At 55.8% G+C, this 14,902-nt stretch carries 11 protein-coding genes and 1 tRNA gene; 3 read left to right on the forward strand and 9 right to left on the reverse strand.

What is annotated here, in order from left to right:
- Window positions 1-74: 74 nt before the first annotated feature.
- Together EJ361_RS12720 and EJ361_RS12725 are read left to right on the forward strand one after the other, a co-directional pair.
- Window positions 75-944, forward strand: coding sequence for a hypothetical protein (locus EJ361_RS12720; RefSeq protein WP_126245995.1), 870 nt, complete (start codon window positions 75-77; stop codon window positions 942-944).
- A 115-nt stretch (window positions 945-1,059) separates the two neighbouring features.
- Window positions 1,060-1,133, forward strand: a tRNA-Ile gene (locus EJ361_RS12725).
- A gap of 628 nt (window positions 1,134-1,761) precedes the next feature.
- On the opposite strand, the gene EJ361_RS12730 is transcribed toward EJ361_RS12725, so the two are convergent.
- The 8 genes from EJ361_RS12730 to EJ361_RS26010 all read right to left on the reverse strand — a co-directional run bounded on the left by EJ361_RS12730 (window position 1,762) and on the right by EJ361_RS26010 (window position 13,191).
- The gene (locus EJ361_RS12730) at window positions 1,762-2,247 is read right to left on the reverse strand and encodes a heme-binding domain-containing protein (protein WP_126245996.1); all 486 of its coding nucleotides are present in this window, start codon (window positions 2,245-2,247) and stop codon (window positions 1,762-1,764) included.
- A 23-nt stretch (window positions 2,248-2,270) separates the two neighbouring features.
- Window positions 2,271-3,677: a dihydrolipoyl dehydrogenase gene (lpdA, locus tag EJ361_RS12735; RefSeq protein ID WP_126245997.1), complete on the reverse strand. Its 1,407-nt coding sequence runs from the start codon at window positions 3,675-3,677 to the stop codon at window positions 2,271-2,273.
- 249 nt (window positions 3,678-3,926) lie between these two features.
- On the reverse strand, window positions 3,927-5,705 hold the full coding sequence (locus EJ361_RS12740; protein ID WP_126245998.1) for a RagB/SusD family nutrient uptake outer membrane protein: 1,779 nt from the start codon (window positions 5,703-5,705) through the stop codon (window positions 3,927-3,929).
- 18 nt (window positions 5,706-5,723) lie between these two features.
- On the reverse strand, window positions 5,724-9,143 hold the full coding sequence (locus EJ361_RS12745) for a TonB-dependent receptor (RefSeq protein WP_164714208.1): 3,420 nt from the start codon (window positions 9,141-9,143) through the stop codon (window positions 5,724-5,726).
- A 362-nt stretch (window positions 9,144-9,505) separates the two neighbouring features.
- Entirely contained in the window at window positions 9,506-10,603 is a 1,098-nt protein-coding gene (locus EJ361_RS12750) for a FecR family protein (RefSeq protein ID WP_126246000.1), read from the reverse strand.
- 80 nt (window positions 10,604-10,683) lie between these two features.
- The gene (locus EJ361_RS12755; RefSeq protein ID WP_126246001.1) at window positions 10,684-11,271 is read right to left on the reverse strand and encodes an RNA polymerase sigma-70 factor; all 588 of its coding nucleotides are present in this window, start codon (window positions 11,269-11,271) and stop codon (window positions 10,684-10,686) included.
- 190 nt (window positions 11,272-11,461) lie between these two features.
- On the reverse strand, window positions 11,462-12,877 hold the full coding sequence (locus EJ361_RS12760; protein WP_126246002.1) for an arylsulfatase: 1,416 nt from the start codon (window positions 12,875-12,877) through the stop codon (window positions 11,462-11,464).
- A 92-nt stretch (window positions 12,878-12,969) separates the two neighbouring features.
- Entirely contained in the window at window positions 12,970-13,191 is a 222-nt protein-coding gene (locus EJ361_RS26010; RefSeq protein ID WP_126246058.1) for a sigma factor-like helix-turn-helix DNA-binding protein, read from the reverse strand.
- 49 nt (window positions 13,192-13,240) lie between these two features.
- On the opposite strand from EJ361_RS26010, the gene purU reads away from it, so the two are divergent.
- Window positions 13,241-14,068: a formyltetrahydrofolate deformylase gene (gene purU / locus EJ361_RS12770; RefSeq protein ID WP_126246003.1), complete on the forward strand. Its 828-nt coding sequence runs from the start codon at window positions 13,241-13,243 to the stop codon at window positions 14,066-14,068.
- 209 nt (window positions 14,069-14,277) lie between these two features.
- Here the strand turns inward: purU and EJ361_RS12775 are convergent, their stop codons facing one another.
- Entirely contained in the window at window positions 14,278-14,898 is a 621-nt protein-coding gene (locus EJ361_RS12775) for a hypothetical protein (protein WP_126246004.1), read from the reverse strand.
- Between the last annotated feature and the right edge of the window lie 4 nt (window positions 14,899-14,902).

The following is a 14,902-nucleotide window of genomic DNA, read 5'->3' on the forward strand; positions in this document are numbered from 1 at the left end:
TGAAGCAAATTTAACCGTTTCAAGTTCCAAAAACGGCTGCTAAACGATAACTTCGTCGCAAATTCTTTTTACCTATGAGATTTATCCGCTCCATTGTATTGGCGGGCACCGTTTTCGCCTGCAGCCCGGCTTTCGCACAACTTACCGCATCCGGCCCCCTCGAAATTGGCGCCTCCCCCATCGGCTGGACATCCAACGGCTGGAAGAAAGCCCTCAAGTTCAACATCGGCCACGCCGTTCATTTCCCTGGTCCCACCCAGCATTTCGGTCTTGGCGCTACGCAGACCGGCAGTACCTCGGGACTCTTTTTCTTTACTACCCCGACAGACGCTGTCGATGCGCCTGCCACCTACCGCATGGCCCTGCTGGCCAACGGCAATCTCGGAATCGGGACCCTTACTCCAGTGGCTATGCTCGACGTTCAGGGCACTTTCCGGCTGGGCGTGGGCAGTAACATGGGAGGAGAGGCCTACGCCATCGGTTTCACCCGGACGGCTTCCGCACAATTGTTTAGTTCCGTTGCAAGTGGCCTGACGCTTGGGGGCGACGGCAACGGATTCGACATGGCGATTCTCCCCAACGGCAATGTGGGCATCGGCACCAGCACGCCTGCTCAAAAGTTATCCGTAGACGGTACTATATTGGCCAAAAAGGTAAAAGTTTCCACCGCCGCAGCCGATTGGCCGGATTACGTGTTCCTGCCCGGGTACCAGCTCCCGGCGCTCTCTTCCATTGAACATTTTATTGCCCAAAACGGCCATCTGCCCGACATTCCTTCTGCAGCTACCATCAAAAAAGATGGGCAGGACCTTGGTGAAATCAATAAACAGCTCGTTAAAAAGGTAGAAGAACTGACGCTGTACCTCATTGAGATGGAAAAGCAGCAGCAGGCCATGAAAGCCACTATCCGCGAACTGCTGGAACGCAGCAAGGGCAGCCACTGAGGCCTGCGCACAAAAAATAAAGGCGATTTGCGGAAAAAATATTTACTTTTGCCATCCCCTGAAAATGGGGCACCCAATAAAGTTTGTTATATATTTTTGTCCTGAAAGAAGGACCGGTCCTATAGCTCAGTTGGTTAGAGCATCTGACTCATAATCAGGGGGTCCCAGGTTCAAGCCCTGGTGGGACCACAACCAAAAACGAGAGCGCCAACAACCTGGCGTTCTCGTTTGTTAAGTATCGCTAGCGGATGCTAGAAAGTTGGAGCTACACGCTATCATTCCTTTCCTTTTGACCCGGCCTTGTCAAATTTTCGCTTACCAGATGAACTAATTGTAAATGGGAAAAACATTATCCCGAATACTGGGTGGATTCCAGCGAATAACTTCATCCGGAAGTTTTATCCCGGTTATTGACGGACTTAGGTTTCTCGCTATTGCATCAGTGGTCTTGTACCACATCACCAGTTAGCGAAACTGCCCAATTTGAAAGATTACTATTTCAGAAGGGTAACCCGGCTGGAACCTCCCTATATCATTAATATCCATCTCAGGCCGGTTTATTGCAACGCTCCCAATCAGCGGTAATTACTGTGTTGACTGGCTATTAAAATCATTCGTCCTGTCTGTGGCGATCCTCATCATCGGTGGTTTGTTCTTTAAATTGATCGAGCAGCCATGTATGCATAAAGTCTGGTATCAAAAATTCCTGCCTAAACGTAAATCCGTTGAACGATTCGATACCGCGGGGGTTAGCGTCAATACTTCTAATGAGAACGCACATGCATAACAAAGCCTGCTTTTCCGTCCTCTAAATTCTTCAAATCCCGGCCTGCGCTTCCTGTTGCATTTCAGCCTGGATGTCTGTCCGCAGCCCGTTTGCCCAGTCTTTCAGGAGTTTCACCTGGTCGGCCGAGAGTTTCGCGGTGCGGTGGATCAGCAAATATGATTTCAGGGGCATTTCCCGTTCGTCGATCACTTCTATCAATTCTTCCAGCTTATGGTCCTGCCGCTTGAGCGGATATCCGAGGAATTCGGAGAAATTGAGTTTCCGTTTTCCTTTGCGGATATGGCTGTCTAGCCACCATGCCACCGGTTGCACGTTGGCATACCAGGGGTAGACGGTGGTGTTGGAATGGCAGTCGTAACAGCTTCGCTGCAGGATGGCGGACACGTTTTCCGGCACGGTATATTCCCGGATGATGTCGTTGTCAGACGGGGCGGCTGCCTGGTTCCTGGCGGGCCGGAAGAACTGGATAACGGCCAGTACGATGATCAGTCCGATGAAAATGCGCTTCCATTTCATAGTATTGGTTTTGGTCCGAAGGGTCAGAAATTGATCGCGCCTCTTCCGGAAGCGGCCAGGAAAGCGTCCTTGAGCGTTTCGGAGAAGGTGGGGTGCGCGTAGGAGATCTTGCCCAGTTCGATATCGGTGAGCTCGAATTCCATGGCGGAAACGCCCAGTGCGATGAGGTCTGCTGCGCGGGCGCCGATGATGTGGACGCCGAGGATTTCGCCGTATTTCGGATCGGTCAGCACTTTGGAGAAACCTTCGGTATCGTCGGAGGCGCGTGCCCTGCCGCTGGCCATAAAGGGGAACTTGCCTTTGTTGAAAGGGATATTTTTTTCCTTGAGTTGCTCTTCCGTGTAGCCGACGCCCGCCACTTCCGGCCAGGTATATACGACCGAGGGGATGCAGTTGTAATTGATGTGATGGGCTTTGCCGTGAATGGCTTCGGCTGCCATCACGCCTTCGTCTTCCGCCTTATGGGCCAGCATGGCGCCTTTTACGACGTCGCCGATGGCGTAGATACCGGCTTCGGCGGTTTGCAGTTGTGCATCCGTTTCGATGCGGCCGCGCTCGTCGGTTTTGACGCCCGTGTTTTCGAGGCCGAGGCCTTCGGTGTAAGGACGGCGCCCCACGGCTACCAGGCAGTATTCGGCGGTAATGGCGGCGTCTTTGCCGGAGGGGCCGGTAAAGGTGGTGGTTACGTCTTTCCCGTTGTTAACGGCCCCTTTCACGGCGCATCCCGTTTGGATATCGATGCCCGATTTCACGAGGATTTTCTGCAATTCCTTCCCCAGTTCGCCATCCATAGTGGGGATGAGGCTTTTCGCGTATTCGAGGACCGTCACTTTCACACCGATGCGGTGGAAGATGGACGCCATTTCCACCCCGATCACGCCGCCGCCGATGATGGTCATCGTTTTCGGCATTTCCTTGAGGTATAATGCTTCGGTTGAAGTGATGATACGCTCCTTGTCGATCCCGATACCCGGCAGGGTGGAGGGTTTGGAGCCGGTGGCGATGATGATGTTCTTCCCCGTCAGCTCCACCGTTCTCCCGTCGGCCTGTTTGACCGTTACTTTTTTTCCTTTGCCGATGGAACCGGTGCCGTAGAAGGTCTGGATTCTGTTCTTCTTCATGAGATAAACCAGCCCGTCGTTATTCTGCTTCACCACATGCCGGTTCCGCTCTGTCATTTCCCCGAAATTAATGTCCACGCCGCGCACGTGTATGCCCTGTTTGGCGACTTTATGCTGGATGATATCGAAATTCTCGGAGCTGTCGAGCATGGCCTTGGAAGGGATGCAGCCTACATTGGTGCAGGTGCCTCCCAGCACGGGGTACTTCTCGATGACGGCACAGCTGCTGCCCAGCTGGGCGGCGCGGATGGCGGCCGTATAGCCTCCGGGCCCGGAACCGATGACGATAACGTCGAAATTATTCTCCATGGTTGTTCGGTTTTCGTTCAATGAATACAATCCAGCGAAGCTATTGTTTAAAAGCACGGCGGCCAATGGACAAATCCGGGCAATGTTGTACAAATCACGGTAAAAAACGAAAAAGCGCCCGAAGGCGCTTTGAAACCGCAGTGAACAAGCGGGCGGGGTTACGTCCCGGGTAAGGCGCCCCGGCAGCAAAACCGCTGCCAGAGCGCCATCGGAACGAACAGGGCATGAAGAAGAGTAGCTACTAACGGCTTATTGCGGCCAACCCGGGTTCTGGCCCAGTTTGGGATTCAGCGTCAGTTCGTTCGTTGGCAACGGCAACAGGTAATCACGGTCTACCCGGAACTTGTAACCGTTGGCCATCGACGCGATGTTTTTGAACAGTTCGATGTAGCCCTGATCGTTTACCGGGTACGAATTGAGCAGATTTGCGGGAATGAGCGTCGTCCACTGGTCTTTTTTCGCACCTTGTGGCTTTTTGCCGACGATCAGCTCGTCTGCCGCGGCCCAGCGGAAGATATCATCGCGGCGGAAGCCTTCGCAGGCCAGTTCCACCCTTCTTTCGCGGCGTACTTCGTTGATGACCGGCCCCAGTGCGGGGAATTCCCAGTTGGGATCGGCAGCGATGGCGCTGAGGGTGAGTCCGGGCATGCCCACACGGTTGCGGAGCTTGTTGATGGTGATGTCAACATCTCCCTGGCTGAGGGTCCCCAGTTCGGCTTTGGCTTCCGCGAAGATGAGGAGCACTTCCGCGTACCGGAAATAGATCACGGCGGTAGTGCCGAGGTTGCCGGCGTTCTGCTGGTTGTAATCGGTGTTATGGCCTTTGTAAACCTGGTAACCGGTGGCGGGCTTGCCTTCGTTGGCCTGGTTGAACGAGGGTATCTCGAAGATCACGTTCGGCGCGCCGGCGGGCTGGTTGCTCGTGATGATATGTTTTCCGTCGGGAACGTACATCGTTTGCTCCAGGCGCGGATCGCGGTTGGCGACAACGCGGTTGATGGAATCGTCTCCCTTGTACAGGGTGCTCAGCGCAATCGGGGAACCGTCTGTGCAGAGGTACGCGTCCACCAGGTTCTTCGTCAGGCCGCGGCCGGCGCCGCTGGTCGTGTAGCGGTGCCAGTTATGATGCAGCCCCAGTGCCACGTCGAATTTGCGCCAGAACATGATTTCCTTGCTGCTGCCGTAGTCCGACTGGTTGAAAAGTCTCCAGTATCCGTCTGTGGCGCCTACGTTATCGAGCGTGAAAAGTCCGCTGTTCATGACCGCTTGTGCAGCATCGGCGGCTTTCTGGAAATATTTTGCACCTGTAGAACCGGTGACGCCGAAAGGCGTTCCTGCATGGTATTTCTCCCAGGAACCTTCGTAGAGCGCCACCCTGGCCTGGAAAGCCATGGCCATTTCCCGGTACACGCGGGATGCCTGCGCGTTGGCTTTGGACGGCAGATAGGAGATCGCCTTGTCCAGGTCGCTGAGGATGGAATCCGCCACCTGGTTCCTCGGCAGGCGGGCGCCGTAGAGCATGGCGGTATCGGTCAGCTTCAGCGGAGTGCCGATCCAGGGCAGCGCCCCGTAATTTTTCATCAGGTTGAAATACATCATGGAGCGGAAGAAGAGGGCTTCGCCGACGTAGGGTTTTACGTTGTCCCAGCTATCTTGCACCTTTCCGTAGTTGGCGAGGAAATAGTTCGCGTTCCGCACGTTGCCCCAGCTCCAGTCGCCGCTGGTGGCGGGAACGGTCCTTTCGCCGTTGAGCATGCCGTTCACGCCCATATTGATCATGTTATCACTTCCCTGGTCGGCGTCCAGCCCATAAATGCCGATGGTGCCGAAAGCGCCCAGGCCGTAGTGGGGCATGAGCGAGGAGTTGTTATAGAAGTTGTTGACGTACAACTTCATGTCGTTGGTGCTTTTCCAGAATTCCGCTTCGCTGATGCTTGTTTCGGGCGCACGCTCCAGGAAGTCTTTCGTGCAGGACGTCAGTGCCGCCAACGAAAGGGCCATCATGCCGATGATATTTTTCAATTGCATTGTCTTCAATTTTTTTGCTTAGAAACTAACATTCAAACCCAGGGAATACGTCCGCTGCAGCGGGTAGATCTTGGCATCGCCGATAGACAGTTCGGGGTCCATCGTTTTCACCAGGCTGGTGAAGGTGGCGAGGTTCTCCAGGCTCACGTACATCCGAACTTTCTGCGCGTTGATGCGGCGGATGAGGTTCCCCGGCAGGGTGTAACCGAGCTGCACGTTCTTGATCCGCAGGTACGAAGCGTTTTGCAGGTACTTCGTCTGCTGCTGCGTGTTTTTCCCGTTTTCGCCGCTCATGTAGAATTTCGGGAAGTAGCCGCCGGGGTTGGAGGCCGACCAGCGATCGCGGTGCACGGTGAACGGAGAGCTTTGCCATTCGTCTCCGTTAATGCCCCAGAAGTAGTTGGAACCTACCCAGGCGTCGCGCTTACCGACACCCTGCATGAACAGATAAAAATCGAACCCTTTCCAGTTTGCTTCGCCGATGAAGCTATAAGCGTACCGGGGCGTGGTGTTGCCGATCACGCGGCGGTCGCCGGTATTGCCCAGCGTATTGTTGCCCCAGTCGATAACGCCGTCGTTGTTCAGATCGGCGTAGCGGATGTCGCCGGCCGTCCAGTTCGCCGCGGAAATCTTGCTTTGGTCGGCGCTTTTGGATTCTTCATCGTCTGTCTGGAAGTAGCCCATGGTGGTGTATCCCCAGATATTGCCCATTGTTTCGCCGGCATACCAGCTGGTGATGAGGTTCGTGGGGTTGGGGTAACGGAGCACTTTGCCGCGGTAATCGCTCACCACGCCGCGTACACGGTAGTTTACGTTGCCGATGTTATCGGCCCAGTTGAGCATCAGTTCCCAGCCGCGCGTTTCGATGTCGGTATTGTTCGCGGAAGGCACGCCGGTACCGAGCACCTGCGGCAATATCTGCGAAGGGCCTGCGAAATTATTCGCTTTCCGCACGTACCAATCAAAGGCAGTCGTCAGCCTGTTATCGAAAAACGCCGCGTCTATCCCGAGGTTGAGGGAAGTGGTGGTTACCCAGGTGAGGTCGTTGTTCACGAGCCCGGGCTGCGAAACCATCGCCTGCTGGGCGCCGCCGAAGAGCCAGTTGGTGCTGGTAGGCCGGGTAGTGCCCAGGCTGGGATAGAAAGGATAATAGTTGGGGGCGCCGATCACGGCATCGATAAACGCCTGGTCACCCAGCTGGCCGTAAGAACCCCTGATCTTGAAGGTATTCACTACTTTCGCGACCGGTTGCCAGAAGTTTTCGCGGTGCAGGTTCCAGCCGGCGGAAACACCGGGATAGAACTTCCAGCGGAAACCTTTCAGGAAGCGGGAAGCCCCGTCGTACCGGCCGTTCACTTCCAGCAGGTATTTATCGTCGTACGAATAGTTCGCCCTTCCGAAAAACCCTTCCACCGCCAGTTTCCGCACAAAATCGGAAATCGACGGGCTCACGCCGTAAGCGAGGCTCAGGGCGGGAATGTTGTCGGAATACAGTTGGCTGTTGCTGGCGCCGAAGGTCGTGTAAGACGTCAGTTCCCGGATATAACCGCCCAGTACTTTGAAGTTATGTTTCCCGATGCCGCGCTCGTAGCTCGAGAATGCGTTCAGGACGTGGTGTTCGTTGTTGATGTCTGACCGGGAGAAACCGTTCGGGAAAGTGCCGCCGATATTACCGGTGGTGCCGTCGGGCAGGTATTGGACCACGGTTTTGGTATGGTTGGTTTCGCCCTGGCGGAAACCGTCGAAGGTGTAATTCGTCGTCAGCGTCCATCCTTTGGCGAGATTGAACACGAATTCCCCTGTCAGGAAAGTCCCGTCTTTCACGCGGTTGAGCCGGCCGCCGTTGAGGTGCAGGAGCACGTCGCTGGTTTCGGAGTATTGTCCGTCGGGGTTCATCAGGGGCACCGTGGGCCATTTCCGGCCGATCTGGTGCATGTAGTTACCGCCGGTACGGCTGCCGTAGGTGTTGGGCGAATTGAAAGCTTCGCGGGTGAAGGAGCTCCTGAGGTTGATGGCCATCCAGTTGGTGAGCTCGCTGCTCATATTCGCGCGAACGTTGTAGCGTTTGAACTTGTCGTCGCCGAAATTATACATCCCTGCACGGTCGTTGTAGCCCAGGCCTATGTAGTAGGTGGATTTGTTGCCGCCGCCGGTTACGCCAACGTTATGCTGCTGGCTGAAAGCCGCGTCTTTGAAATATATTTTGAACCAGTCGTTGTTGGCGTTGCCGCCGCCCCACGACTGCCAGTTGTTGGCGGTGGGCGATTTGATGGTTTCGTCTTTCAGCGTGCCGTTCTGGTAATCCTTGATCCGCTGGATGGTGGCGTCGTCGAAGGCTTTTGCGCGGTTGGCGTTGGTGAAGGCTTCGTTATAGAGCTCGGCGAATTCGAGGGAATTGAGCATTTGGGGCAGGTTGATGGGTGTTGCCCAGCTCAGGTTGTTGTTATACGAGATCCTCGGTGCTGCGCCTTTCCGCCCCTGCTTGGTGGTGATCAGCAATGCGCCGTAGGGGGCGCTGGAGCCGTAGATCGCCGCGGAAGCCGCGTCTTTGATGATGGAAATGCTTTCGATATCGTTGGGGTTGATGGCGTTGATATCGCCGCCGGGAACCCCGTCTACCACGATGAGCGGGCCGCCGGTGGTGCCCATGCCCGTGTAACCGCGGATGTTGATGTTTTGTGTGGCGTTGGGGGCGCCGCCAGCGGAGGTGGACGTGATGTTGAGGTTGCCCACCATGCCCTGGAGCGCCTGGGAGATGCGGGTAACGGGCCGGTCTTCGATGTCTTTCCCGCTCACCTGGTCTACCGCGCCGGTGAGGTTCGCTTTCTTCTGGGCGCCGTATCCCACTACCACCACTTCTTCCAGCTTACTGTTATCTATGTCCAGGGTAATGGAAAGGGCGCTTCGCCCGTCCAGCTTCACTTCGCGGTTGGCGTACCCGGTAAACCGGAACTCCAGCACCGCGTCTTTCTTCACGTTGCGCAGGCGGAACACGCCGTTCTCGTCTGCCACGCCGCCCTGTTTCGATCCTCTCACGATCACGGTGGTGCCGATGAGGGGCTCGCCCTTCTCATCTGTCACCTTGCCGGTCACTTCGGGCACCACGGAAGTATCCGCCGCGGGGAAGTACCGGAGTACGGGTATCGGCTGGCGGCGCAGCACGATATTTTTTTCCACGATCTCGAATTCGAGGCCGGTGTTTTCAAAAATCTGCTCCAGCGCCTGTTTCAGGGGAACGTTGTTCAGCCAAACGTCCGCTTTCTGGCCGGCGTTGATCAGCTTGTCGTCGTACAGGAACAGGTGGCCGCTCTGCTTGCGGATTTCCTTGAACACCTTTCGCAGCGGCGCCTTGTTCATGACCAACGTGATATTTTGCGGCAAAGCTTCGCCGCTGACATGTAAGAATCCGATAAGGAGCAAAAAAGCGGTCATCTTCATAACCTTCCAGATTTTGGTTGCGGCACGCCCCGGACCATCCGGCGCATGTCCATTCAAGTACAAATGCATAATTTTGCAGTGTTTGGGTGTTGTTTAATGAATCGCAGCTAATGATGATTTAGGTGATGCCCGGCAATCAGGGTCGGGGGTGTTACCAGCACCTCCGGCTTTTTTGTTTCGGGCAGGGACGTGTTCATTACGTTTTCATGTGGATTTGTTTTTGTTGATGAAATAAAACTCCCTTCCGCGGGCGCCTGCCCGCAGTTGTCCTGGCGTTGTTCCTGTTTGTAAGTAATAGTTTTTCCTTTCCGTGGTATGGTTTACCCACGGCGGCTCATGCTAATTCCGGATGTTGCTGTTCTTTAAGTGATGATGATCAATTTCCTGGCCTCAATCTTAAACTGTAATCCTGTGGCTTTCAGTACTGTCAATACTTGCGACAGACTGTAATTCCTGTATACTGCTCCATTTAGTTTCATGTCTGACGGGCGGCCCTGGTATTCGATTTCCACATCGTACCACCGGGCCAGCTGGCGCATGACCGATTTCAGGTCTGCATCCTGGAAAATGAAAAGCCCGTTCTTCCAGGCCAGCACTTCCTCTACGTCTACCTCGCTCACTTCCGGCGTAGCGCCGCCGGTCACCACGGCCTGTTCTCCCGGCAGCAGCCGTTTCGCCCCGCCATTTCCTTTCACGATCACTGCGCCCTGTACCAGGGTAGCGTCTACCGATTTTTCTTCGGGATATGCCATGATGTTGAAGCTCGTTCCCAACACATCTACCGTTGTCTCGCTGGCTTTCACGCGGAAGGGGCGCAGGGCGTCTTTCTGCACTTCAAAAAATGCCTCGCCCTTCAGCTCCACCTCGCGGAAATCGTCGCTGAAGGCGGTAGGATAGGTGAGCGAGGATTCGGCGTTCATCCAGACTTTCGTACCGTCAGACAGGATCACTTTGAACTGTCCGCCCCGCGGCGTGCGCAGGGTATTGAAAGCAGGCGCCGCCTTGATGGAATTGGCGTCGTAGCTCAATTGTCCGCCGGCCGCGCTGATACTGGCGCTTCCCTGGGGGGGGATCTTCACGGCGCCGGTGCTGTCCAGTTCTATGACCGAGCCGTCGGCCAGGGTGAGCATGGCTTTGTTGGAGCCGGGCAACACTTCGGCCACGGAAGCCGGGTTTTGCTGGCCGGCGCCTTCGTGCTGCAGCAGTTTCATGGCGAAGAAAGTCGAAATGCCGCCGATGAGGACCGCCGCCGCGGCGGCTTTATACCGCCAGGCGCCCAGCAACCGCACGATCCCGTTTCGGGATGCGGGCGGGTGCGACAAAGCCCTGAGCACATCGTGCTGCACCAGCTCGTCGAACCGGCCGGAAGCGGCGGCTTCGGCGAATTCAGCCTCCTCGCGGGGAGACAGCCGGCCGTTTTTATACCGGGAAAGCAGTTTCAAAAATTCGGGTTCGGTCATTTGCTTGGACTTGACTTTTGCGCCTTTGGGATAAAGACAGTTGAAAGAAGGGGTCGGACTATTCCGCGGAAAAATATTTTTTACCACCCCATCAACAGCCCGATGGCGGCGGCGAGGGTGTGCAGGTGCTGGAGGAGGTACAGGCGGATGGACTGGAGCGCCTGGGCCATGTGGTTCTTCACCGTGAACCGGGAAATCCGCAGTTCGTGCGCGATTTCTTCATAACTCATCCCTTTTTCGCGGGCGAGCTGGTAAATGCGTTTGCGTTGCGGGGGAAGACTGTTGATGGCGGTGTGGAGGATGCGCTCACAGTCGCGGTTGAGGACGCGGAAATCTGCGCCGCCGGTGGAAAGATCGGCGTTATAGAGCAATTCCTTTTGTGCGGCGGTTTCCTGCGCCGATTTTTTGAACTGGTTGAAAATAAGATTGCGGGCGATGATGAAGAGGTAGTTCCGCATATCGCGGACTTCGGCGAGCCTGTCGCGGTTTTCCCATAATTTGCGGAAAACGTCCTGAACGATTTCGCGCGCGGCGTCGCGGTCTTTTACGTACAGGCCGGCTACCTGTAAAATGTGTGCTTCGTAACGGTGGTACAAGGTCGTGAATGCATGTTCATCCCCCTCCGCTACCTGGCGCAACAGCTCCAGATCCTGGTTGATCCATAACATGTTATTGTCCACTGCTACCGTTTTCGATTGGTTAAATGAGTACTACGTACGCGGTATAATATTACAGAAATAAGCGGATTGCATTCTGCGCATATTTTCACATATAGTGTTGTTATTTTCACAAAACCACTGGACAAGAACCCCAGCCGCCCGGTCCACAGCGGGTTTCGGGCGGCCGGGGTTTATATCGTCATTTGCCTGTCAACAGCGGAAATACCGGTGATTCAACGTGCGCTTCGTTGATTTTCTCCCCGATTTTCCGGACGATGTCCGGGTGTTGCGCGGCGATATTGTTTTTCTCTGCAGGGTCATTTTCGAGATCGTAGAGTTCAATCGGCGCGTTGGGGTTTTTCTTCACCTGGAGCTTTATCCCTTTCCATTTGCCCATGCGCACGGCCTGCCGGCCTCCGCCTTCGTGGAATTCCCAGTACAGGTAGTCGTGTTTCGGTTGGCGGCCTTTGCCTTTCAGCGCGGGCAGGAACGAAATGCCGTCTGTGAACCTCGGCGCGGGAGCGCCGGTAATTTCCACGAGCGTAGGCATCACATCCCAGAAAGCGCCGATGTGGCCGGAAGTGGAACCGGCTTTTACGTTGCCTTTCCATTGTACGATAAAGGGTGTTTTGATGCCGCCTTCGTACAGGTCGCGCTTGGTGCCGCGCAGGCCGCCGTTGCTGTTGAAGAACGCGGGATCGGCGCCGCCTTCGGTATGTGCACCGTTATCGCTCGTAAAAATGATAATGGTATTGTCGATGAGGTGCAGCTCGGTCAATTTCGCGATCACCTGTCCAACATACGCGTCCATCCGCGAAACCATGCCCGCGTATGTGGCGTGGGGCTTTTCCACCGAAGCGTACCCGGCAATGGCAGCACCGGGCCCGTAACCGTTCCCTTTGTGCGGCGTTTCGGTGAATCTGCCATCGTACATTTTATACCACTCGTCTTCCGGCCCCTGCAGCTCCGCGTGCGGCAACACTACCGGTATGAACAGGAAAAACGGTTTATTTTTATGCTCTTCGATGAAAGCCAGCGCCTGCTGCTGTATCAACTCCGGCGCGTAGTGGACTTTCTTCGTAAGGTCGTTCTCTTCGAGCACAACTTTTTTATCGTTGTCCCACAGGTGGGTGGGGTAGTAGCGGTGTGACTGCCGCTGGCAGTTGTACCCGTAAAATCTATCGAAGCCTTTACGGTCGGGCGCGCCGGTGGTGCCTGCCATGCCGAGGCCCCATTTCCCGAAGGCGCCAGTCACATAGCCGGCCTGCCTGAGGAGTGTGGCCATGCTCTGGACCGTATCTGCCAGTGGCTCCTGGCCTTCCGGCTCGATTTCCTTGTTGCCGCGAACGTAGGTGTGGCCCGTGTGCTGCCCCGTAATGAGGCTGGAACGGGAGGGCGCACATACCGAAGTGCCGGCGTAAAACGAGGTGAAGCGCATGCCGTTTTTTGCCATCCCGTCGATGTTGGGCGTTTTGATCTTTTGCTGGCCGTAAGCGCCGAGGTCGCCGTAACCGAGGTCGTCTGCAAGGATGAAAACGATGTTCGGTTTCTTTTGCTGCGCCAGGCCGAGGGATGCGAGTAGCAGCATCCCTGCCGTCAAAAAGTGCTTTTTCATGTTGAAAAGATAAAAAAAGGCCGGTCAATCGCGTAACCGGCCATGAAAAATCTGGTTTTATTTCTACCCGGGGTTTTGCCCGAGGTTGGGATTCAGAACGGTTTGACCGGAAGGGATGGGGAACAGGAAATAGTATTCCGGCCACGATTGGGGCGGCACGCCTTCACCGTTTTTTCGGAAATGCCCAGGCGGGCGGCGATTTCTTTATTGGAGAGATATTCGAATCGGCTGAGGTCGAAAATATCGCGGCAACGGCGGGGGAGCTCTCCGGCAATGAAAACCCCGGCGCCAGGGGCCGTTTGGCCGGCAAAAATCCGCGTACCGTTATGAACAAGCGTTACGAATGATTAATTTAGGCGGACCATGATCATACTTATTCAATCGAAAGACCGGGTTGGCCTGGTGGCGGATGTGTCGGCGATCCTGGCCGCGGCGGGACTGAACATCGTGTCTTTGCGGGAGTTCGTCGACAAATCGGACAACCGTTTTTTTATGCGGATAGCGGCCGACAATGAAACGGACCCTCAGGCCCTGGAGTCCTCCATCCGGAAAGTGCTTCCGGCAGACGCGCTGGTGAGCATCAACCCCCGGCCCGATAAAAAGATCGTAGTGCTGGTGACGCGGGAATACCATTGCCTGGCAGACATCCTCGTCCGCAACCAGTTCAACACCCTGGGCGCTACCGTTCAATGCGTTATCGGCAATCACCCCCACCTGGAAAATATCTGCAGGCGGTTTAATATCCCTTTCCACCTCGTTTCCCATGAGGAGGGCGACAAATCCCATTTCGAAAGCCGTATCCGGGAGCTGATCGATGCGGAGGGGCCGGATTTCATCGTACTGGCCAAGTTCATGCGGATCCTCAGCCCGGAATTCGTGGCGGCCTATCCCGAGCGGATCATCAACATCCACCACTCGTTCCTCCCGGCGTTCGCGGGCGGGCATCCTTACCGGCAGGCGTTCGAGAGAGGCGTGAAGCTCATCGGCGCCACCTCGCACTTCGTGACGAACCAGCTGGACGAAGGGCCCATCATCGCGCAGCAGGTGATCCCCGTCAACCATAATTATACGGCGTCAGACATGATGAAAGCCGGAAAGGAGATCGAAACATCGGTACTGGCGCATGCGCTGCAACTGGTGTTCAGCGACCGGGTGTTCGTGTATCGCAACAAAACGGTGGTATTCGAATAAAAAAAGGCCGGATCGCTCCGGCCTGCCGGCGATGGCGGGCGCCGCAAATGTCCTGACGATTCTCCCCGCCAGCCCATCCCTCCCGCAGCGATGGCGGTAACTGCGGGCAGGACGGGGGCAGGGATGGGAAAGGGATGATATCTTGAGGTGTTGGGGCTAACGCTGTAGCTGTACGATGATTGTCCGTTGATAACTTTTCTGCTGGTGCATTACGCGGCCGGCGTTCCTTTTTTAGCAGGCGGCGGTGGCGGGGGAGGGATTTCCCTGTTGTGTTCGCCGTTCGGGTCCGCGATGCCGGGAACCTTCTTCCCAGCGGCGGGAGGAGCGGCCGGCTTCCTGAACTGGACGGGCGGCGGCGGAGGCGGGATGTCGTTGACTTCCTTGCCGTTTTCGTCGAGCACCTTTCCACCGCCGGACGCGTCTTTGATGAACTTCACTTTCTTCGTTCTCGGAGAAATTTGCCCGGTAATATCTTTGTTGTTCGCGTCATACAATTTCACTTCGCCGGTAGCTTCATCCACTTTCACTTTTTTGATGATGGATTTCTTTTGTGGCATGTCTTTCCGCACTACGGGCGGGGTAAATTTCACGACAGGCTTGCCGTCCAGTTTGTCGCGCTCGACCCCCGCGGCGGATTTCGGTGGAGGCGGTGGTGCGAATTGCACTTTCGGCAGAAGGGAGGTATCTTTCTTTTGCTGCTGATAGCCGCTGGCGGCGGCGATCTGTGCCACACGAACTTCGCGCATGGCCACCTCGCGGGCGTCTTCAGGCCTTGCCGGAGCGCAGGCGGTGAGCAGGCCGGCCAGGATCACAGGAATGTATTCTTGCATAATG

Origin of the sequence: Chitinophaga rhizosphaerae (assembly GCF_003958645.1) — a bacterium.
Taxonomy (GTDB): Bacteria; Bacteroidota; Bacteroidia; order Chitinophagales; family Chitinophagaceae; genus Chitinophaga; species Chitinophaga rhizosphaerae.

Bases quoted from the DNA above. Each gene is read 5' to 3' on its own strand.
- EJ361_RS12720 (WP_126245995.1), top strand. From the start codon at position 75: ATGAGATTTATCCGCTCCATTGTATTGGCGGGCACCGTTTTCGCCTGC.
- EJ361_RS12730 (WP_126245996.1), bottom strand. From the start codon at position 2,247: ATGAAATGGAAGCGCATTTTCATCGGACTGATCATCGTACTGGCCGTT.
- lpdA (WP_126245997.1), bottom strand. From the start codon at position 3,677: ATGGAGAATAATTTCGACGTTATCGTCATCGGTTCCGGGCCCGGAGGC.
- EJ361_RS12740 (WP_126245998.1), bottom strand. From the start codon at position 5,705: ATGCAATTGAAAAATATCATCGGCATGATGGCCCTTTCGTTGGCGGCA.
- EJ361_RS12745 (WP_164714208.1), bottom strand. From the start codon at position 9,143: ATGAAGATGACCGCTTTTTTGCTCCTTATCGGATTCTTACATGTCAGC.
- EJ361_RS12750 (WP_126246000.1), bottom strand. From the start codon at position 10,603: ATGACCGAACCCGAATTTTTGAAACTGCTTTCCCGGTATAAAAACGGC.
- EJ361_RS12755 (WP_126246001.1), bottom strand. From the start codon at position 11,271: ATGTTATGGATCAACCAGGATCTGGAGCTGTTGCGCCAGGTAGCGGAG.
- EJ361_RS12760 (WP_126246002.1), bottom strand. From the start codon at position 12,877: ATGAAAAAGCACTTTTTGACGGCAGGGATGCTGCTACTCGCATCCCTC.
- purU (WP_126246003.1), top strand. From the start codon at position 13,241: ATGATCATACTTATTCAATCGAAAGACCGGGTTGGCCTGGTGGCGGAT.
- EJ361_RS12775 (WP_126246004.1), bottom strand. From the start codon at position 14,898: ATGCAAGAATACATTCCTGTGATCCTGGCCGGCCTGCTCACCGCCTGC.